The sequence below is a fragment of the Runella rosea genome (genome assembly GCF_003325355.1).
Taxonomy (GTDB): domain Bacteria; phylum Bacteroidota; class Bacteroidia; order Cytophagales; family Spirosomataceae; genus Runella; species Runella rosea.
Genome location: NZ_CP030850.1, coordinates 540,322 through 562,402, shown reverse-complemented (window position 1 = coordinate 562,402; position 22,081 = coordinate 540,322). Strand labels below are relative to the sequence as shown.

General features: G+C 45.5%; 15 protein-coding genes. 10 read left to right on the top strand and 5 right to left on the bottom strand.

Annotation, left to right across the window (positions count from 1 at the left end; translation table 11 throughout):
- The first annotated feature begins 76 nt into the window (after nucleotides 1–76).
- Complete coding sequence (locus DR864_RS02515) at nucleotides 77–2,059, top strand: S9 family peptidase (protein ID WP_114065467.1); 1,983 nt, start codon at nucleotides 77–79, stop codon at nucleotides 2,057–2,059.
- Nucleotides 2,060–2,205: 146 nt separating this feature from the next.
- Here DR864_RS02515 and DR864_RS02510 read toward each other — a convergent pair whose 3' ends face one another.
- Nucleotides 2,206–4,356, bottom strand: coding sequence for a glycoside hydrolase family 31 protein (locus DR864_RS02510; RefSeq protein ID WP_114065466.1), 2,151 nt, complete (start codon nucleotides 4,354–4,356; stop codon nucleotides 2,206–2,208).
- Entirely contained in the window at nucleotides 4,353–7,034 is a 2,682-nt protein-coding gene (locus tag DR864_RS02505; RefSeq protein ID WP_114065465.1) for a glycoside hydrolase family 95 protein, read from the bottom strand. Before DR864_RS02505 ends, DR864_RS02510 begins: the two co-directional genes overlap by 4 nt.
- Nucleotides 7,035–7,580: 546 nt before the next feature.
- Between DR864_RS02505 and DR864_RS02500 the strand changes: the two genes are divergently transcribed.
- A complete protein-coding gene (locus tag DR864_RS02500) occupies nucleotides 7,581–8,882 on the top strand; it encodes a hemolysin family protein (RefSeq protein ID WP_114065464.1) in 1,302 nt (433 codons plus the stop codon).
- 38 nt (nucleotides 8,883–8,920) lie between these two features.
- Here the strand turns inward: DR864_RS02500 and DR864_RS02495 are convergent, their stop codons facing one another.
- The 3 genes from DR864_RS02495 to DR864_RS02485 form a co-directional block, all read right to left on the bottom strand.
- Entirely contained in the window at nucleotides 8,921–10,372 is a 1,452-nt protein-coding gene (locus DR864_RS02495; RefSeq protein WP_114065463.1) for a hypothetical protein, read from the bottom strand.
- A gap of 46 nt (nucleotides 10,373–10,418) precedes the next feature.
- On the bottom strand, nucleotides 10,419–11,657 hold the full coding sequence (locus DR864_RS02490; protein ID WP_114070122.1) for a dienelactone hydrolase family protein: 1,239 nt from the start codon (nucleotides 11,655–11,657) through the stop codon (nucleotides 10,419–10,421).
- 78 nt (nucleotides 11,658–11,735) lie between these two features.
- Nucleotides 11,736–13,262 carry a carboxylesterase/lipase family protein gene (locus tag DR864_RS02485; RefSeq protein ID WP_114065462.1) on the bottom strand — a complete coding sequence of 509 codons (1,527 nt, stop codon included), beginning with the start codon at nucleotides 13,260–13,262 and terminating at the stop codon, nucleotides 11,736–11,738.
- Nucleotides 13,263–13,686: 424 nt separating this feature from the next.
- Here DR864_RS02485 and DR864_RS02480 point away from each other — a divergent pair, with 424 nt between their 5' ends.
- From DR864_RS02480 to recN, 8 genes are all read left to right on the top strand, one after another.
- A complete protein-coding gene (locus tag DR864_RS02480) occupies nucleotides 13,687–15,630 on the top strand; it encodes an OstA-like protein (protein WP_162793522.1) in 1,944 nt (647 codons plus the stop codon).
- Between the two features lie 158 nt (nucleotides 15,631–15,788).
- Nucleotides 15,789–16,409, top strand: a complete 621-nt coding sequence (locus DR864_RS02475; RefSeq protein WP_114065460.1) for a T9SS type A sorting domain-containing protein — start codon at nucleotides 15,789–15,791, stop codon at nucleotides 16,407–16,409.
- A 95-nt stretch (nucleotides 16,410–16,504) separates the two neighbouring features.
- Nucleotides 16,505–17,413, top strand: coding sequence for an outer membrane protein assembly factor BamD (locus tag DR864_RS02470; protein ID WP_114065459.1), 909 nt, complete (start codon nucleotides 16,505–16,507; stop codon nucleotides 17,411–17,413).
- 28 nt (nucleotides 17,414–17,441) lie between these two features.
- Nucleotides 17,442–17,750 (top strand): DNA-directed RNA polymerase subunit omega, encoded by a 309-nt coding sequence (locus DR864_RS02465; RefSeq protein ID WP_114065458.1) that lies wholly within the window; start codon nucleotides 17,442–17,444, stop codon nucleotides 17,748–17,750.
- Between the two features lie 129 nt (nucleotides 17,751–17,879).
- A complete protein-coding gene (gene coaBC / locus DR864_RS02460; RefSeq protein WP_114065457.1) occupies nucleotides 17,880–19,091 on the top strand; it encodes a bifunctional phosphopantothenoylcysteine decarboxylase/phosphopantothenate--cysteine ligase CoaBC in 1,212 nt (403 codons plus the stop codon).
- A gap of 30 nt (nucleotides 19,092–19,121) precedes the next feature.
- A complete protein-coding gene (porD, locus tag DR864_RS02455) occupies nucleotides 19,122–20,051 on the top strand; it encodes a type IX secretion system protein PorD (RefSeq protein ID WP_114065456.1) in 930 nt (309 codons plus the stop codon).
- Between the two features lie 13 nt (nucleotides 20,052–20,064).
- Complete coding sequence (locus DR864_RS29735) at nucleotides 20,065–20,292, top strand: hypothetical protein (protein ID WP_162793521.1); 228 nt, start codon at nucleotides 20,065–20,067, stop codon at nucleotides 20,290–20,292.
- Between the two features lie 74 nt (nucleotides 20,293–20,366).
- Nucleotides 20,367–22,049 carry a DNA repair protein RecN gene (gene recN, locus DR864_RS02450; protein ID WP_114065455.1) on the top strand — a complete coding sequence of 561 codons (1,683 nt, stop codon included), beginning with the start codon at nucleotides 20,367–20,369 and terminating at the stop codon, nucleotides 22,047–22,049.
- Nucleotides 22,050–22,081 lie beyond the last annotated feature (32 nt).

Below are 22,081 nucleotides of genomic sequence, written 5' to 3'. Positions count from 1 at the left end.
AGGTTTGTTTAAAACAATTGATGAATAAAAACGCTTAATAAACACAATACACTCTCAATAAATCAATCCATAACAAATGAAAAACACCTACTTTTCTATTGTATTTATAGTACTATGTGGTTTGGGCACTTACGCCCAAACCACCACCAAACGCCCCTTAAAACCCTCAGATGTATATCGATTGCAAACGCTAAGCGACCCTCAAATCTCGCCCGACGGGAAGTGGGTAGCTTACACCCTGTCGTCGGTAGATTCGGTCAAAAATAAACGCAACGCTGACATTTGGATGAACTCATGGGATGGTAAAGAGTCGATTCAACTCACCTATAGCCCCGATGGAGAATCACAACCGCGCTGGAGCCCTGACGGCAAATATTTGTCGTTTACCTCTTCCCGTAATGGCCTAACGGGCAGTCAGATTTGGCTGATGGATGTTCGCGGTGGAGAAGCAAGACAATTGACCGATTTGAAAAAAGGAAGTTTGTCGGACTATGCGTGGTCGCCCGATGGTAAAAAAATCGCCTTAGTGATTAGCAACGACCCAGACACTTCAAAATCAAAAACCGCTAAGCCCATCGTTATTGACCGTTTTAAATTCAAACAGGACGTAGAAGGCTACCTGACAAAAAAAACCACGCATTTGTACCTATATGACCTCGTTTCAAAGAAAATTGATACCCTGACCAAAGGTATCTACAACGAATCGTCGCCCAAATGGTCGCCAGATGGTACGCAGATTGCCTTTGTGAGCAACCGCACCGCCGACCCCGACCGCAATGCCAATACCGATATTTGGATCATAGATGCCAAACCCAACGCCGTCATGAAGCAGGTCACCACTTGGACGGGCCGCGATTCAGGCCCCGAATGGAGCCCCGACGGAAAACAAATCGCTTACGTGCGCTCTACGTCTTCTGATAACTACTTTATGTATGATCAAACGATTTTGTGTGTGGTATCAAAGGATGGCGGCGAACCCAAACTGTTGAGCAAAACACTCGACCGCCCAGTAGGCTCGCCACTTTGGACCAAAGACGGGGCATCTCTCCACGCATTGGTTACGGATGACCGCACCCGTTACGTTGCACAATTTACCGCAGCCGACGGAAAAATGACCAAAACATTGACAGGTAACCGAAGCGTTTCGACCCTCGAACGGCACCCCTCAGGCTCCATACTCACGGTCATAAGCGACCCACAAACGCCTAGTGAACTATACGCTTTGGAAAGCGGCAACCTTCGCCGCCTTACCACCCACCAGGAGGCTTTTCTTGCGCCGCTGGCACTGGCCACCGTCGAAGGGTTTACTTCAAAAAGCAAAGATGGAGCTAGTGTTTCCAACCTTTTGTACCGCCCCGCCAACGCGGTAAAAGACGTCAAGTTGCCCACGATTCTGTTTATTCACGGTGGCCCCGTAGCGCAGGATGAATTTAGTTTTGATTTGAGTCGCCAAATGCTGTCAGCGGCGGGCTATGCCGTTGTGGCGGTCAATTATCGCGGTTCCAATGGTCGCGGCTTGGAGTATAGCAAAATTATTTCGGCCGATTGGGGCAACAAAGAAGTATTGGATATTTTGGGCGCAACGGATTACTTGGTCCAAAACGGCATTGCCGACCCCGAGAAATTGGGCATAGGTGGCTGGAGCTACGGCGGTATTTTGACCAATTACACCATCGCTTCCGATACGCGTTTTAAAGCGGCCTCCAGCGGGGCAGGCGTGGCAATGATTTCGTCGCTGTACGGCGTAGATCAGTACATTTTGCAGTACGAAAACGAACTAGGCTCTCCTTGGAAGAATTTTGATAAATACGTGGCCCTGTCATACCCTTTCCTCAAAGCCGATCGCATCAAAACACCTACCCAATTTATGGTGGGCGAAAGTGACTTTAACGTTCCCTCGGTAGGGAGCGAGCAGATGTATCAGGCCTTACGCTCACTTGGCACACCCACGGAATTGATTATTTACCCAGGCCAATTCCACGGTATCACCAACCCAAGCTTCCAAAAAGACCGTTTTGAACGCTATATTAAGTGGTTTAATGCGTATTTGAAGAAGTAGAAGTTTAGAAGTAGGAGGTATGAAATAAGAGGTATGAAATGGGAAAAGCTGAAGCAACGCCGTTGGTGAAATAACACCAACGGTGGCTTTTATACCTCTATTAATTCTTACTTCTTCAATAAAATTAATCAGAAAAATACTTCCTTCTAAGGCGTCATAAATTTCCAAGTCACGTTCCCAACGGTGTTGGGTTTGCCGTTTTCGGGGTTGGAGATAGTACCCTTCCATTCGCCGTTAGTTTGGCGCTCGGCGGTGAGAGTTCGCCAACTGAACTGGCCTTTTTCATAATCAAAGGTTTCACCATCGTCGTCGTAGAGCTTATATTGGGCGTTTTTTTGACCGTAATGACGTATTTCAAGGTCTACTTTTTGGTTGGGTTGAGGGGCGTGCAACATCACTGGCATCATCGGGATAATGCCCCCGTCTTTGACAAAAACGGGAATTTTATCCAACCCCGGCGTGACGGTAATCACCTCGCCCTCTCCCACCAATTGACCCGTGTAAAAATCGTACCATTTCCCTTTGGGCAACACCACCTTACGGGAGGTTTGGCCCGTAAACATCGGCGCCACCAACAGGTATTCCCCCGCCATGTACTGGTCTTTGATTTCTTTGTTGACGGCCACGGCGTAGGGATTTTCTTCCAAATTAGCATTCAGAAGCTCCTTTTTTAACTCCGTCTTAAAATCAGGTTCAAGATTAACGGCCCGAAACGGCGGCGTACCTTCAAAATGATACTTGGCAAATTCGGTGTACCAGTACGGCATCATCCGCATCCGCAGTTGCGAAATTTCTTTGATTTGTGCTGCTACTTCGGGAAAGGTCCAAGGTTTGGTGCTGCTGGCCCATGCGTTTATCATGGCCATCGGCGAAAAACACACCGACTGAAACCGTCTCAACCATTCTTCACCCGTCTTGGAAGCCCGTACTTCGGGTGTCCACAGGGTTCCCGAAAAACCGCTGTTAATCAAGCCCGTAATGAAATCTTCGTGGCTGTAATTGTCGTTGTAAATCACGTAAGGCAACGACACCCCACCTGCGTTGGACGCACGTACCAACCCGTAGGTGCGTCGGTTGTGTTTACGAAACATATCGGTGCTTTGTTTCATGACCAACACCCCGTAGGTTTGACGCATCTGCTCGGCGCTGACGCCCGACGGAAACGTAGCCACATCGGGCCACAACCACGAATCAAAGCCATCCACTTCGTCGATTTTATACCCACTAACACCGATACTAACGTGGTCTTTGTCAAATTGACCCCAGTAAATGGCTTGCGCTTTGGGAATCGTTAAATCGGGCACCGCCCCCACCCATACCGAATGAGAGCCTGTAAAAGGAGCAATTTTAGGGTAGATTGAGGCCTCAGGAGACACGTACGGGTTAGTCCAAAGATTGATACGAACGCCCTTGTTGAGCATGTCTTTCACAAAAGCAGCAGGCTGCGGAAAACGCGTTTTGTCCCACTCAAACGTGCAGGGATAGGATTTGCTCTGCCATCCGGGTTCGAGTCCGATAAAATCCAGTGGATAGCCCTTTTCTTCAAATTCAGCGGCTTCTTTTTGCACATCTTTGTCGGAATACAAACGATTGACGCGCTGCGTAAAGCCCAGTCCCCAACGTGGCGGCAGACAGCCCCCGCCGTTGAACAAATTAAATCGACGCACCGCTTCCATGGTCGATGGACCGCCGAAAACGTACAGCTCCACCCCGCCCGCTGGTACGAGTATTTCAACGGCATCGGAGTAAGGTTGCGCCTGCCAATTTTTATCGGTGTTGCGGTCCAGCAACAACGGCGGATTTTTGCTGTTGGTTCGGACGGCAGTGCCCGCATATACATTGATGTAGCGCGCTGAATTCACAAACACCCCGTAACCCTTGGAAGAAACATAAAAAGGAACGGGCGCGTGGGTACGTCCGTTGTCTTTGTTGCCGTAATGGTCCATGTGAAGTTGCAGGATTTTCCCCCGTTGATGTACGGTCTGAAAGTTGAGGCCGAAGCCAAAGAGCTGTTCACCGCGTTCCAAAGGGAATCGTAAATAGGTTTTACCATCTCGAATCTGCACCGAAATCTCGTTTTGGTCCAACGGAAATCGCGTCGTACCCATGTTTTTCAAGGCATTGGTATTGGGCTGAACCCCCGCAGCCGTCAGCAGATTATACGCTTCAGGCTTGCCTACGGATACTTTCCAGACGCCCGAAGCAATTTCTTTCCATTGCATTAATTGGGCAAAAGTGCCAAAATTTGCCAATAGCAAACCCAGCATGAGCATTATTGTACAATTAGATTTTTTCATTTTTGGGGAACAATGGTATAACGTTTTCCTTTTTCGGTCTGAAATTCAATGAGATAACTTCCCTCCAACGGTACATCTACAAACACCGCCTCAGTTTTTTTGCTAAATGGCAAAGTTTCGACTTCGGGATTGAGTGGGTTGAAGACCACAGACTGGTTGGGTAATGAAGGTATTTCAACCACTTTAACGGGCACCTTTGTACGTAGCCTACACACACCGCCGAGGTTGGACAACACACTCGCTTGGGTCAGTTTCCCCTGTTCCCATGCAATGCTTATGTCAAAATTCCCCCGCGCCTTGATGCCCTTTACGGTGCCTTTAGGCCATGCATCAGGCAAGGCCGGCAGCAGGCTGATTTCGCCCGTGTGGCTTTGCAGCAACATTTCGGTAATACCAGCAGTACCCCCAAAATTTCCGTCAATCTGAAACGGCGGGTGAGCATCAAATAAGTTGGGATAAGTTCCGCCTCCCGACTGCGTCGACAGGCTTGTGCCGTTTCGCGAAGCGCTTTTTGGGCCTACGTACGAAAGTCCGTCCCGCAGTATTTTGTAGGCGTGGTTGCCATCTTCGAGGCGCGCCCACCAGTTGATTTTCCAGGCCATCGACCAACCCGTACTAACATCACCCCGCTGAATCAGCGTCTTTTTGGCCGCTGCCGCCAGTTCGGGGGTCTTACGGGGATTGATTTGATGACCCGGGTGGAGCCCGAATAAGTGCGAAATATGGCGATGTTTGTCGTTAGGATCATCCCAATCTTTATACCACTCTTGTAATTGTCCGAATTGACCTATTTGATAGGGATACAAACGCGCTTTGGTTTTCTCCAGTTGGGCCATGAAAGGCGCATCGGTTTCGAGAATTTTAGCCGCCTGAATGCAATCATTAAAAAGCTCCCGAATGATGGCCATGTCCATGGTGGAAGCCATCGTAATCTGGTATTCTTTACCGTTGATTTTGATGGTGTTTTCGGGCGAAGTGGACGGGTTGGTAATCAAGTGCCCTTGGCCATCTTCCACCAACCAATGTAGCATAAACTGCGCGGCACTTTTCATGAGTGGATAACCTTGCGCTCGCAGAAAGGTTTTATCGCCCGTAAATTGATAATGTTCCCACAGGTGGGTGCTCAACCACGCTCCCGCCATCAACCAACTCGACCAACTACCCCGGCTGCGCGAATCCCACTCATAGCCACCACCCGCAGAAGTTTTGGCCCAAATATCGGTACCATGGTGCGTAATCCAGCCTTCATTAATTCCATAATTTACCTTGGCCGTTTTGGCTCCGTTGACGGCCAGATTACCGATAAAATGCAGTAATGGCAAATGACATTCAGGCAAGTTGGCATTTTCGGCAAGCCAATAATTCATTTCTACGTTGATATTGGTGGTATAATTACTACCCCAAGGCGGCTGAATGTGGTCGTTCCAAATCCCCTGCAAATTGGCAGGAACCCCCGCTGCTCCCGAAGCGCCATTGCGCGAACTTGAAATCAATAAGTACCGACCAAACTGATAATAGAGCGTTTGTAGTTGCGTATCGGAAGGGCCGTTTTGCTGACGAATCAGTCGCTCGTCGGTGGGTAATTTAAGGGCTTCCGCATCTTCTCCCAAATCCAGCGCCACCCGATTAAACAGCTTTTGATAATCAGCGATGTGCGCGGCTTTGAGTTGGGCATAAGTAGATGATAACGCCTTTCGTAGAATCGCGTTCGCCTCCACCGAAGGGTCTTTTCCAGCCAATCCCGGAGATTTATCAAATCCGTTAAAACTTGTTGCACCGACCACATAAAACGTTACCGTATTAGCTCCATAAATGGTCAATTTGCCATTTTGGTTTGCCACTTTTCCCCCTTCGGATTGGGCCGCCAAATGAATTTCAAAGTTCGTTCCTTCTCCCTTTGGGTCCTCATCGTACAGAATCTGTTGCGGCTCAGAGGCGCGGTGAGCTACGTGCTTGGGGGCTTTGCCTTTTAAAACAAGTTGATTTAAGGCAATATTTAAAACATTGAATTTCAACTTACTACTCAATTTTGCATCGACGTTGATGCGGTTCTTTTTGTTGGCACTAATCCGTACTACCATTACCGATGCGGGGTGACTGATAAAGGTTTCGCGGGTGTAAGTCACTCCGTCAACGGTGTATTTCACGGCAGAAACGGCCGTATTTAAATCCAACTCCCGGTGATAATTGGTCGCGGAAGAATCACGGAACCCAAAATCCAGGTATAAATCGCCCATTGGCAAATAACGAGCACAGTACGGCCCCTGCATTTTCTTCCAAAGTGCGTCGGCTTTATCGTACTCACCTTCAGAAATGGCTTTGCGCACCTGCGGTAAAACTGTCGGGCCGTTGGGATTATTGCCTTCAATGGGGTAGCCCGACCATAGCGTATTGTCGTTTAGCTGAAAGCGCTCTTGATTGACCCGCCCAAACACCATCGCTCCCGTTTTGCCGTTGCCCAAAGGCAGGGCTTCTTCCCAAATTTGGGCTGGTTGAGTATACCAAAGTTTGAGATGGGGAGTAACTGAAGGACTTTGTGCATAGCTGGCGGGTAGTCCTATCGGTGAACATAGTAGCAACCAAATAGAAAAACAAACCGCAAAATTTACCAGAAATACGCTCGACAATGAGAAGGTTGAAAAGGCAAAAAAGGGATACTTTTGAAACAGAAACTTCATAGAAAAATAGTCAGGGGTTTAGAGTACTTCAAATTCACAATAGGCCATTCGGATGGCACCAAACTACCGTTATCTTCTTTTTTCACAAGTTCAATATGTGTCTTACTTACTCTATTTTGACGCTAATCTTTGAGCCATTGGTCAACTGAAAGTATCTCGTTCTTAAACTAATTTTATGCTTTCTTTCCACCATTTTTTTGGTTTATGTATGATTTTTAGCCAATTTGAACCATATTTGTATAAAACCAACCTTGGTTGAAAAACTTGTCACAAAACACACAGGGTATCTTTTGTCACTAATTATCTTTGATTCCATTAGTGATATGCCCGATTATCGTTTTATTTGAAAACTCAATCCACCCCACCTAACGCCCCATGAACATGTGATTTTTTAGAATGACGCTTCATGCTTTGAAACAGGCATGTTTTTTCTATTAAATACCCCTTTGTGGCTCCTTTAAAAACGCGGCAAATCTCATCTTTAAAGAATGATTTACCAATCACGGAGGCTTCATCGCAATATCTTTCTCAATTTTTAACTCTTACATGGAATTATTTATCATATTTCTGCTTACGATTATCAACGGCATCTTCTCCATGTCCGAAATCGCGGTAGTCTCTTCTCGCAAAGTAAAACTTGAAAATTCGGCCAAAAGAGGCAGCAAGTCAGCCAAACTAGCCTTAGAACTTATCAATTCGCCCAATCAATTTCTTTCTACTGTTCAAATCGGCATCACCCTCATCGGAATTTTATTGGGTATTTTTGGAGGTGAAAACCTGACCAACGATTGGCAAGACTATTTAAACCAATTTGAGGTTTTGAAACCTTACAGTCGCCCGCTGTCGGTGGGGGGCGTGTTGGTGATGATTACGTTTATTTCTTTGGTCATTGGTGAACTGGTCCCCAAACGCATCGGTCTAACCAATCCTGAAGGCATCGCCAAAGCAGTGGCATTGCCGATGCAAATTCTTTCAAAAGTTACGGCGCCATTCGTGTGGCTTTTGACCCATACGTCTGATCTTTTACTCAAAATTTTGCGTATAAAACCCTCCGCCGACAGCCGGGTGACGGAAGAAGAAATCAAAGCGTTTATTCAGGAGGGAACCGACGGCGGCGAAGTGCAAGAAATCGAGCAAGAAATTATGGAGCGCGTGTTTCATTTGGGCGACCGCAAAGTAGGCTCCCTCATGACGCACCGGATGCAGTTGGTTTGGCTGGATTTAACCGATAGCCCCGACGAAATACGCGAAAAAATAAAGGGCGAAATCCACTCCGTTTATCCCGTTTGTAGAAACACCGTCGACGAGGTGGTCGGGGTCGTGTTGATGAAAGATATTTTCCAGCAGGTCATGGAAAACCGCCCTCTTGATTTGGAGGAGTTGATTAAAGAACCCCAATACCTACCAGATAGCAGTTCGGCCTACATTGCGCTCGAACGCCTTCAAGAAAACCGTCAGCATTACAGTATGGTCATTGATGAATACGGGGCTTTACAAGGAATCGTAACACTCAATGACCTAATGGACGCCCTCGTAGGCGACGTTAGCGACACCAATTATGATGACGAAACCAGCATCGTCCAACGGGAAGATGGCACCTATATCACCGATGCCCAGATGCCCTTCTATGATTTTCTAAGCTATTTTGACCAGTTAGATTTATACAACGAAAATATGCCTTTTAACACCATTGGAGGTCTCTTGCTCGAACATTTTGGGCACGTACCCAAAACGGGAGAGATTATACTCTGGCATGGTTTTAAATTCGAAATTTTTGACATGGACGGTGCCCGAATTGACAAGGTATTGGTGACGCAGGTAGAAGGTGATTCAACGGAAGACGCATAAACTTAGGATTTATCAAAACTCCCGCTCCGACAAATTTATTACAACTTTTTCAAAACCAACGTTTTATCATTTACACCCGCAGGGCTTTGAAGCATCATAGAAGGTGCAATAACGTTTACATTTTCGGTTTTAAGGATTTTCCCCGTTACAACATCCGTCCATGTAGTTGAATAGTTTCCTTTGGGTAGTTGTAGATTTATCCGACAAGGTTGCGCCAAAAGCGGCTCAGCATAAACCAAATATTGCTGACGGTCTTTCATCGCATACACAAACGCACCTTCGGCGTGCCCCAAAAATGAAGCATCGGGCTTGAGCGTGGCCAAATCCATCCGTTCCAGTTGATTTTTCAGCATTCTGAACTGCCTTCTCAGCGTTGGGCTTCCGCCGCCGGGGGCGTTGTTGGTCAAATCTTTTCCATCTTCCGAACCTACCGAAAACGAGTAGTCTAAATGACCAAACAGTCCTCCCCCGCTCATCATAAATCGCCAAGCCTGTCGGCGATACGTATCGTCACTTTTTCCCGCAAAGCCCGTTTCATTAAAACCTATAACTTTGTTGAGGCGATAATTCAGGGCCGCTGCCTCGGGGTGTGCATAATGAAATGTATAGACGGAGATGTTGGGGTCTGAGACAAAAACGGGCAATTTAAAATTGGCGACATTGTGCGAAATCAGGTGTTTTTTTGCAAGATTTTTCTCTTGGTTTACAATCCATCCCGAAACGTTTTTGTGCCACTCGCGCGATTTAGCAGAAGCAACTTCGAGCGTATTTTTCCAGTTATTTCCAGGTTGTTTTAAATCATCTGCACCCATGTAATCGTTCCAAACCAGCACCGTATCTTTGCCTTCGGCCCAAGGTTCGTTCTGGATTTCGAAGTAAAAATGGTCGTATTGATTCAATTCCTGCACCAATTTGCGGGTATAAGCTTCCTGATATTTCAGGATTGTACCATTGTCGAGCGTATTGACTTTATTGGGCGCGAGGTCGTTAGGCGTTTGATTAACGTTATTTCGGCCATTGAAAGGATGATACGCCCAACCCGCCCCGTAATACGACGAAAAAAGGCATATTTCTACAATCACCCCGCTCTGCTCGGCTTTTTTCATGAAGTCATGCAAACGCGCAAAAAACGCTTCGTCCCACACATTAAGGTCGTATTTATCATTTACTTTTTTCCACGGCAATAGCAAACGGTCGTCGGCGGGTGCCATGGTGTTTTTTTGAATGCCAAACGCCCCCGGCTTTTCGTAGTACGCCCCTGTAAACAACCGGGTTGTGTTGAGTCCGTCGGCTTGCTGGGTTTTGAGGTAAGTATCGTAGTTAAAATCAAGGTTCATCACGGCGCCGTAGTGTTCACCCGAACCCACAATGACCGTTGGTTTGCCCTTGTACGTAAAATAATGCGGGTTTTGGGGTAACAACGCCAGAGTTTGCGCCAAAGACGCGAAGTGAACGATGAACGCGCAGAAGAAAGAAAAGACAATTTTCATGATAGGTTTTAGGGAAGTAGAAGGTTATTGGCAAGTCTACGTTTTTTTAGGATAGCCATCTATCAAACCACTCAAACGCGTCTTTTTGCATCGGTTGGTCAAACTTATGTTCACCATCATAAAACTTCCCTTGGTATTTTTCAATGGCTCCCGCTTTGGCAAAGATTTCACGGAGTTGGGTGTCGGCTTTTTTCATTTCGGGCAACGTAAATAAGTCATCGTCGTTGTTGTTTTGCACCATCGTTGGCAACGGCGCCCGTATCCCTAAAATCTCGGGGAAGTCTAAATAATTGGGCAACAACGGCACGTACAGCATCCACGTGTGCGTGTACGATTTGTACAAAATAAAATCATCCCAGGTCGACATAAAACCCACGCAAACCGCGCATTTGATGCGCGCATCCAACCCACCCAAGTACGCCGTCCGCAATCCACCACCCGACAGTCCTGCGCAACCGATGCGGTTCTTGTCTACTTCGGGACGCATACTTAAAATATCCAAGGCGATTTGGTCTTCGGCCAAAACTACGCCCGGCCACGTGGTACCGCCGCAAAACAATGATTTCGACATAACGTGCTCATGCTCACCCGCCCAGGCATTGTAGGCTTGGATATTTTCGGTTTTTTCGGGGTCAGCGTCCGATTTGCCTTCCGTTTTGAGTGGCCCCCACGAATACCCAGCGACTTCATCGTACAATACCCGACGACTTTCAAACGCAAAAGTATCGTGAACCAACACCACATAACCACGCTTGGCAAGCTCATTGGCCCAAGCCTTACCTCCATAATAGTGCTCCTGATGCTCAACCAACAACGGGTGCATTTCGTCGGAAAGGCGCACAATTTTACGTTTACCAAAGTATTTATTGCCGCCGTGGTCGTGAAGCGCCAGAATTGCAGGGAGGGGTTTTGTTGCTCCTTGGGGCTTCAAAAGGTAGGCTTTGGTCGGGCGGCCGTAGGGCAATTGCCACGACAGCTCTTCAATATCCAACCCATCATACGCGTATTTTTTCTCGACCTTAACCGTGGGAGTTTTGCCCAAATCGGGTTTAAAAATCAACTCATTGGTTTTGGCAAGGGCTTCTTTTTGCCACGTTTTTACGTTGTTCCATTTAGCGTGTCGGAACGATAACGCAGGGATATTTTTTACCAATGAAGCGGCCCATTCGCCGTAAGTGCCAATCAGGCTTTTTTGAGTTGCCATTGTCTCTATGTTGGTGGTAAGAACATGATTCCCTAACGATACATTCATTGCATCGGGCAGTACCGCAAAAGAAGCCGCCATACTTGCTGAAGTTTTAATAAATTTGCGGCGGGAAGCAGAGGATTTTCCGTTCATTTTTAAGGGTTTCTTCTGTTTTGCTTACTTTATTTGCACGCTATCCAACAGCTCAAATTCGGCCTTAAACAACGCGGGGCGTTCCTGCACGTTATCACCCAATTCTAGCACTACGCCCGACTTTTTATCGTGGCCTTTCCACTCGGGAAGGCCCTTGGCGTTGGGGTTGCCTGTTTTGGCAAAATTCACCCAATAATCGGCCATGTTGTTTTCCAATTGACGGTCAACTTCCTGCCAAGGCCGATTCCAGCGGTGCAAAGTATGCAACGCATAGGGTACTTCTGAGGTGTGAAAAGCACCGTAATTGGGGAAGTTGGGCTTATCGGGCGGCACGTGCGTAAACTGATAAAGATAGGCCCTGCTTTTATTGAAACCCGCCCACAAATGCGCTGAACGGGCCGCAAACGAAAGCAAGCCCAATTTCAACTGGGTAGCTTTGGCCTCATCGTCGGTAGCGGCGGGAAACAGTTTCAAAAATTCGTCGGCCTTTTCACCGTATTTTTCCCGCAATTGTTGTTTGAATTTTTCGGCCGAAAGCGCCTGTCCGCCTGTGATACTGCCGTCGCCCGTAACCCAGCCTGCCATCAGCGGCACGTCGTTGTGTTTGCCTTCTTTAAAATGATTGAAAATATCAGTTGGCAATACGTGGCCATCTAGTGTAACGCCAAAACGAATGCCGCCCTGCGTCGCCGCCAAAATTTCTTCGGGTGTTTTTTTGCGTAATTCCGCCAAGTTGGCCGCATTGGCTTTCTTCTGAAACGCTTCTCCCATTTTCTCGGCATCAGCCAGCGAAGTCGGAATTCGGTTGGAAAGCATCCCGCCGCTTTGGGCAATGGCACGGTGGAAAAGGCGTTTGGCCAGAGGCGAAGCGACCAAACAATTAACACTCATCGACCCCGCCGACTGCCCTGCGATGGTAACGTTGTTGGGGTCACCGCCAAAAGCGGCAATGTTGTTTTGAACCCATTTAAGGGCCGCAACTTGGTCCAACAAACCATAATTTCCCGACGCGTTGTTTTGTTCTTTACTCAACTCAGGATGCGCCATGAAACCCAACGCCCCAACCCGATAATTGATGCTGACAAAAACAACGCCTTTTTTGGCCATTTCTTCACCATCGTAAATGGCGCAAGCGGCCGAACCCGACGAAAAACCTCCACCATAAATCCACACAAAAACGGGACGATTTTCGTAGGCCAACTTAGCACCCGTCCAGACATTGAGGTACAGGCAATCTTCGCTCAACGGCTCCGGTGGGGCAATAAACTCTTCGGTCCAGCAGTAAAAAGGTGCAGGTTTGGACTGAATTGGACTGGCCGAAAAAGATTCACATTTGCGAACGCCTTGCCAGTTTTTGGCTGGCTGAGGGGCTTTCCAGCGCCAGTTGCCAACGGGTGGGGCGGCAAATGGAATCCCTTTATAAATATGAATATCGCCACTTTTTAGGCCTGATATAGCCCCATTTTCGGTCTTGACAATGTCGTATTGCGCCTGCGTTTTTAGCCCTAACACAAGCAATCCTACCAGTAGAAGATTGGGAAGTATTTTCATAACCTATCAAATCACAAAAAAGGGAAAAACTACTCATAATGTAGCTGATAAGCCACCTCGAAATATGGGTAATCAGAAAATTACTTAATTTTAAATTTCCCCTATTTTAAAGACAACTCAACCCTTTTCCTGCCATTTGCACCATCGCCACAAATACCCGTTAGAGAATCCCTCAACTCATCTAATTGCATCCTTTCATTTAAAAAAACCGTTAATGTATGTTAAGAATCACACTAACGTCGGTTTTTAGCTAATTTTGTGCGTTAATACTACACAAAAATTAAAAAAAATGACAGCGTGCGCCCCGTCGCCTGTGTGAACGACACTTTTCATTGATTTTATGATTTTTTCAAAAATTAGCCATATCCATTGCAACCCCAAAGCCATATTCTGCGTATATGGGATTAAACGACTTATCATTCTTATGACCGTCTTTAGTTCCGTATTCACCTATGCCCAACGCCCTACCGCAGGCCCTACTTCCTCCATGCAAGGAGAAGAAAAGGTTTTTCTGCTGGGTGCCGACAGCATGACCGTCATGAAAATGACGGATGGAAGTGAAGTGCGTAGGGTAGTCAATAAAGTCGTTTTTCGTCACAAAGGTGCGCTGATGTATTGCAATTTGGCCATTCACAACGTGGCCTCCAATGCCATTGAAGCCTACGGGAATGTTCGCATTGTGCAGGGAGATACCATTACCGTAACGGGGGATACCCTGTTTTACTACGGAAATAGCCGTTTGGCAAAGGTGATGGGCAAAGTAGTCAATCTCAAAGACCGCAAAAGAACCCTTACGTCAACCAAGATTGAATACGACATGGCAACGGGTATTGCTTTTTACCCCAACAAAGGCAAAATCATTGATGCCGAAAATACCCTGACCAGCAACATTGGTTACTATGACACCCGTACCAAAGTTTCCACTTATTATACCAACGTCAAACTGGTCAATAAAAAGTATACACTGACCACCGACACCCTCATTTATAACTCGCTAACCAAAATCGCCGATTTTAAAAGCCCTACCAAAGTAGTAAGCAAGGAAGGGACAGTCATTGCCAAGAACGGCTCTTACAACACCGATACTGGTGAGTCGCTGTTCAGAACACGCACCACCATTGACAATCCAGACTATACCCTTACGGGCGACTCACTCTCGTTTGACAACCTGAATAAAAAAGGGTTTGCCAAGGGAAAAGTAGAAATTGTGTCTAAAAACGATGACACGATTCTCAACGGTGATTTCGGAATCTATAACGGCAAATTGGGCATCTCAAAGGTTTGGGGACACGCTTTGACGCGGTCTGTCATTTCAAAAGACACCCTTTTCATGACAGCTGACACCCTTTATTCTATTGATATACAACCAGATACAACTACAATCTCCAAGCCAAATTTATCCAGTAAGCAACTTGACAAAAATAAAGTTGACGCTGATTCTTTGGCTAAGAGTAAACCCAACATTGGTTTTTCGCTCAAAGGAAGGAAAAGCACCGTTTTTTTAAAAGGAATAACCCCATCCAATCAGGCCAATTTAGCAAAACGTGTCGCGGGCAAAACAAAAGCAAATGCCGATTCATTGCTTAGCATACTACCTTTGCCCGCATCGGGGCGAGAGCTTTCAAAGCCCGCCAAAGACGCGATAGCAAGCCAAAAAGCAGATACATCCAATGCACAAAAACCCCGAAAACTAATCGGCTACAAAAACGTATTGTTGTACAAAAAAGACCTTCAAAGTCGGTGTGATTCATTGATTTACAACTCGTTGGACTCCAACATTACATTTCTAAAGAAGCCCATTATCTGGTCGTCCAAGTATCAGTTGGAAGCGGATTCAATCGTGGCACAGATGGTCGAACAAAAGTTGAGAACCATGTACCTGAAAGCAAAATCATTTGTTATTTCTCAGGATACTCTTCTCAATTTTAATCAAGTAAAGGGGCGGCGGATTACGGCTTATTTTGACGACAGCACCCGATTGCAACGCGTATTCGTGGAAGGCAACGGCGAGAGTATCTATTTTGCAGCCAACGAAGAAAAAAAAGCCATGGGAATGAATCGTGTGGAATGTGCCAAAATGACGCTCAATTTCCGTCGTAACCAAGTACATCGAATTCAATTTGTGGGCCAACCCGATGGTCGTTTTATTCCTCCGCAGAGTATTAAAGGGGATGACAAACAACTTGAAGGATTCAATTGGCGAATTAAAGAGAAACCGACAAAACTTGAAATTTTAACCAAAGCTGGCTTTAAACCAATCGAAACTAAAATTGTCAAACCACCAGAAGTGAAAGAATCAAAAGCAGTCAAAACGGTGACGAAAGAAGTTTTGAAAACAAGGGTAAAGTCCAATAAAAAGAAACTTTAGTCTAACAAAAACCTTTTACGCTTTTTTTTCGTTTATATTGTATCCCGATTAATAAATTTTAAGACTCTTTTAAGGCACAATTTTTGATATTACAAAAAATAGCCTATATTTTTGCAGGAAATAGACAAGAAATATGATTTTTCAATCCATCCACAGCTATGAAAAGAACTATACTAAAATACATCTTTCTTACCATCTTCAGTGTTTTTGCCCTGACTGATGCTTCGGCGCAGTCAGAAGTAACCCGAAGCAAAAGCCGCCTGAACGTCGGAAAGAAAACAACATCTGTTACTTCACCTACCCTTAGTAAGATACCTCGGTCACTAGATCGCAGCATCAACTTGCGTCCAAGCTCGGCCATTAACGCATACTACCGTTCTATTTTACTTAGTCCAGGCACCTCCACGAGTGCAAATACCGCCAATAAAAACCGTACCAATGGTGAATTGGTAACAGCCTCCGATACCCGTCCGAATTTGGAAGAAGTTGCCAAATCTGAAGATTTATTTTTTGTGAGCGAAAAACTACGCGTATTGAATGCGTACCCTAATCCCGCAAATGATTACGCCGAGATTGATTATCAGATTTCAGGTAATGTCGGCAACGCCAAAATCTCATTGTATAACATTTTGGGAGCCAACGTAGCTGAATATGATTTGGACAGAAACGAACGTCAACTCCGCATTTCGACCCGCGAAATTCCCACTGGAGTTTATTTCTATCAGTTACTATTGGAAGGCAAAAAAGTAGCAACCAAAAAATTGCTGATTAGACACTAATTTGCGAAAATCAATCACTTAAAACGTACTGAATACTTTTTACGCTTCTATTTCGTTATGAGATATGAAGCAATTTTTGTATTTTTGCGCCCGATATGCGTAACACCCGATTTGGATTTTTTCTGCTGATTTTCACCGCCGTAGTGCTGGGTTCGTGCAGCAAGTTTGCTAAACTGCAAAAGGAAGGAACACTTGAACAGAAGTATGAGGCGGCCCTTCAGTATTATAAGAAAGCTGATTATTATCATGCTGGCCTGCTGTTTGAAGAAATAACTCCTTTGTTGAATGGCAAAGATGCTCGCCAAGCCGAGCTCGCTCAGTTTTACAATGCCTACTGTAATTTCAAGCAATCAAATTACAACATGGCACAATTCCTGTTCAAAAACTTCTATGAAACGTTTCAGCGGAGCGAATACGCGCAGGAATCCTTGTACATGCACGCATATTCGCTGTACAAAGACTCTCCAAACTCAAACCTAGACCAAACCAATACACTCACTGCCATCAGTGCCCTTCAGGATTTTATCAATACCTATCCCGAAAGCGCATTCCGCGAAGAGAGTACTCAGCTGATATTGGAACTGCGGGACAAACTCGAACGTAAAGCATACGACAAAGCTAAACTTTACTACAAAACCAGTGAAGCCAACATTGCCAACTACCGTTCGGCCGTAGTCGCCATCAATAATTACCAAAAAGATTTTCCTGATTCTAAATACAACGAGGAGTTGGCGTTTTTACGCGTTGATGCCCAATACAACTTAGCGAAACTGAGCTTTGTCGAAAAGCAAAAAGAACGTTATCAGGACGTTTCAAAATATTATTTGGCATTTTTGGACAAGTATCCCAATAGCAAATACATACGTCAGGCTGAACGGTATTACGAAAATACCGTGAAAGAATTGGGCGTAATTTTAGAAGCAGAGAAAGCTGAAAAGGCATTGAAGGAGAAAAAACCTTCAGACGCTGGTAAACTTTCGACTCCTTCTTCTACTCAAAACTAAAAGTTGAACATTAAATTATTCAAATACAATGGCAGCAAATCCATCAATCATAACCCGCGACACCGACAAATTGGCCGCGAAAACCGGTAACTTGTACGAATCGGTGGCGATTATTTCTCGCCGTTCACGTCAAATTGCCTCCAAAACCAAAGAAGAGCTTAACAACAAGCTTGCCGAGTTTGCCTCAGGTATTGACAACCTCGAAGAAGTATTTGAAAACCGCGAGCAAATCGAAATTTCTAAATTCTACGAGCGTCAACCTAAACCAACGGGTATCGCCATTGAAGAATTTATGGAAGATAAACTTTTCTGGCGTTCAAGCGATGAAGAAGTTTAGTCTTTTTATCCCATAAAAAAAGCCGCACGATTAAACACCGTGCGGCTTTTTTGTGCCATTTATGTACATTTGGCAGTAAATATTCCTTAAATACCTCCTGTATTTTTTCTTTATACACTATTTTAACTCATGCCTTCAACCCTTCTGCATAAAAAAATCCTCGTAGGCGTAACGGGTAGTATTGCCGCCTACAAGGCAGCATTATTGATACGTTTGCTCATAAAAGCGGGAGCAGAAGTACAAGTAATCATGACCCAATCGGCGAAAGATTTTATAACACCGTTAACTTTAGCTACTTTATCAAAGCGCCCTGCCCTATCTTCCTACATCGCCGATGAGACTGGGAGTTGGAACAACCACGTAGAGCTAGGGTTGTGGGCAGATGCCTTCATCATTGCCCCAGCCACCGCACATACGCTTGCAAAGTGCGCCAACGGACTCTGCGAAGATTTGTTAACCGCCGTTTATCTGTCTGCCCGTTGCCCCGTATTTTTTGCCCCCGCCATGGATTTAGACATGTACCTGCATGGCTCTACGGTTGAAAATCTTCAGAAGCTGAAACGCTTCAGCAATTTCATCGTTGAAGCCGAACACGGAGAATTGGCGAGTGGATTGGTCGGAACTGGAAGGATGGCCGAGCCAGAACATATTGTCACTCACCTTGAAAAGTATTTTTCAGTTGTTCCAACATTAAAAAACAAGAAAATTTTAATCACCGCAGGACCCACCCAAGAAGCCATTGATCCAGTGCGATACATCAGCAACCATTCGACGGGCAAAATGGGTTTTTCGATTGCAAAAGCATTTTCGATGGCAGGTGCAGATGTAACGGTAGTAAGCGGCCCAACGGCTCAACCAACGCCTGATACAGAAATCACCGTTATACCCGTTCGCTCAGCAAAGGAAATGTACGAAGCCACGCAAAAGCTATTTGCGGGGGCCGACGTTATTATTCTTTCGGCCGCCGTGGCCGATTATACCCCCGCTTACCCAGCCGACCGCAAAATCAAGAAAAAAGAAGCACAATTTAACATTGAACTTACCAAAACAGTAGACATTGCGGCTACGTTAGGGCAGCAAAAACAGGCAGGCCAACTCATGGTTGGTTTTGCCCTTGAAACCGATAATGAGTTGGAAAATGCCTTGGGGAAATTGAAGTCCAAAAATCTTGATTTGATTGTATTGAATTCCTTGAATGACAAAGGCGCGGGTTTTGCACACGATACCAATAAAATTACCGTTATTGAAGCAAACGGAACGGTGCACTCCTTTGAGTTAAAATCCAAAACCGACGTTGCCAAGGATATTTTACAACTTGTGGCAGGGAAATTGCACACGTAGACACGACTGTTTCAGCATAATGGCAAAATCATGAAAGTTATAAAGAAAGGAATCCGTTTACTTTTATTTTCCTTTGGCCTTGTTTTATCTACACAAGCGCAGGAACTGAATTGCGTTGTTACGCTCAATTACAACCAACTTTTCACGCAGCAAAACACAGATAACGCCAGCCTGAATCAACTCAAAAACGTCATTACTGACTTTATGAATGCCCGCAGGTGGACAAATGATAATTTTAATCCAGAAGAGCGTATTAATTGCAAATTGAACATCAACCTTATCCGCTCCCCAGCTCAGGGAGTGTATGAAGGCACTACGCAACTGATTGTGACGCGCCCCGTGTACGGCACCAATTACGAGACCATTCTGCTGAATTTCATTGACCGAAATTTTAACTTTAATTATCTACCCAACAATCCGATGTATTACAATGAAAATACGTACTCGGATGAATTGACGCAAACCTTGGCGTTTTATGCATATATTATTTTAGCCGTAGATTATGACTCTTTCAGCAAACTAGGCGGCAATAATTATCTGCAACGTGCCCAACAGGTGGCCAACTTAGCACTAGGGGTCAACCCTGGCGGCGCACCTGCGGGTTGGAATGCCACTGGCAACGACCGTCGCAATCGTTTTTGGTTGGTTGATAATCTCAATAATCAGCTGATGCTGCCCGTACGGGAAGGCGTTTACAGTTATCACCGATTGGCGCTCGATACCTTTACCGAAAATCCAATTGGCGCCCGTACCCAAGTCATGAATCTACTGACTACCCTCCAACAAACCAATCGGGTCTTGCCTGGTTCGGTTTACATCAATTCATTTTTTGACGCGAAGGGCGAAGAAATCAACAAGATTCTGCTGGAAGCAAGCAAAGAAGACCGCCAAAAAGCCTTTAATATGCTGTCACAACTCGACCCTTCCAAAACCGAATTGTATCGAAAATTATTAAGATAACCGAGCTAACAAAGTGGGAAAAAGACTTATCCGAATCGTTCAATCGGCGCTTGCTACACGTACAGTAGAACTTCTGAATCGAGACATAAACGTAATCCTTAAAAGCAATCAGACGTTTTTTGGCCGTTGTCAAAAAATCGAAAATAACCTTCTCTTTCTCCAAGACCAACGAATGCACCGACATACATTTGCTTTTACGCAAATTGACACCGTCGTTTATGACCTTGAGGCTACATTTTAACAAGTTCCGAACACAAAGTCTGTACATTTTGTTGAATAGTTGACTAACTTCGCGGCGGTTCAACCGATTGCTTTATGCTTGCGCATCTACTGATCAAAAATTACGCATTAATCGACCATTTGGAGCTTACTCCTGACCCACAGCTTAATATCATCACGGGCGAAACGGGGGCGGGTAAATCCATCATGCTCGGCGCTATTGGCTTATTGTTGGGCAGCCGTGCCGATACAAAAGTGCTGTACAATCCTGCCGGAAAATGCATCATTGAAGGAACGTTCGATCTTTCAGGCTACTTCATTGAACACTTATTTGACGAAGAAGAGCTGGATTTTACAACTACCTGCCTCATTCGTCGCGAAATTAGCCCCACTGGCAAATCAAGGGCTTTTATCAATGACACCCCCGTCAATCTGGAATCCCTACGACGCATTGCGGGCCAATTGATGGATATTCATTCGCAGCACGATACCCTGCTGCTCGGTTCCAACGAATTTCAGCTACAGATTGTGGATACTTATGCCCAAAACGAAGAAACCCTTCGGCACTATCACACTGATTTTCAGGCGTATCGTAAAGCAAACCAAGTCTATAATCGCCTGATAGCGGAAGCGGCCCAAATGCGGAAAGAGTTTGATTATAACCAATTTTTGTACGACGAACTCGAAAAAGCCCATCTGCAAGCCGACGAACAGGAACAATTGGAGCAAGAATTAATCATTCTTGAAAATGCCACCGATGTACGCGAACGGCTGCAATTGGCCACCGAATACCTTGACAATCCCGAACAATCGGTGATTGTGTTTTTAAAAAATGCAGTTTCTAGCCTGAATGCCATCAGTAAGTTTGCGCCTCAGTATGAGCAACTTCGCGAACGAGCCCAGAGTGTTTACATTGAATTAAAGGATTTGGCCAGCGAAATCAGCGACGAACAAGACAATGTAGAAATCGACGATACCCGCGCCGAAGAAATTCGTGAGCGACTTAATTTGTTTTATCATTTGCAACAAAAACACCAAGTCAAAACCCTTAAAGAGCTCATTGCGATTCAGAACGAATTGGAAACAAAAGTAAGTCGGGTTTTGAACCTTGATGAAGACATCAACAAAGCAAAAGCTGCCGCCGACAAAGCGCAGGCAAAACTCCAAAAATCGGCCGAAAAACTTTCCAATAGTCGAAAAGCCGTGATGACATCTGTAGAAAAGCAGGTCAAGACTTACTTGTTGGAGTTAGGTATGCCCAATGCCGCGCTGAGCATCCAACACACAATCATCGAACCAAGCGAGTCGGGCATCGATGACGTAGACTTTTTGTTCAGTGCCAATAAGGGAATTAAGCCGCAACAACTGAAAAATGTGGCGTCGGGCGGGGAGTTTTCGCGGTTGATGATGGTGATTAAGTACATTTTGGCCAGTAAACGTAAACTGCCCACCATCGTTTTTGACGAAATTGACACGGGAGTTTCGGGCGAAATTGCCATTAAAATGGGTCAAATGATGCGAGAAATCTCTAAAAGCCACCAAGTAATTTCCATTACACACTTGCACCAAATAGCCACGCAAGGAACCGCTCATTATTTTGTATACAAAGACAACTCCTCCGAAAAAACGGTGAGCAAGATTCGCAAGCTTACGTTTGAAGAACGCGTGAAAGAAATTGCCCAAATGATTGGTGGAAGCAAACCAAGCGAAGCAATCCTCCAAAACGCCCGTGAAATGCTTCAAGCGCAGTCTGGGGTAAGTCAAATAAATTTATTTTAGAGAACCAACCAATTGTTAATCAATAAACTACG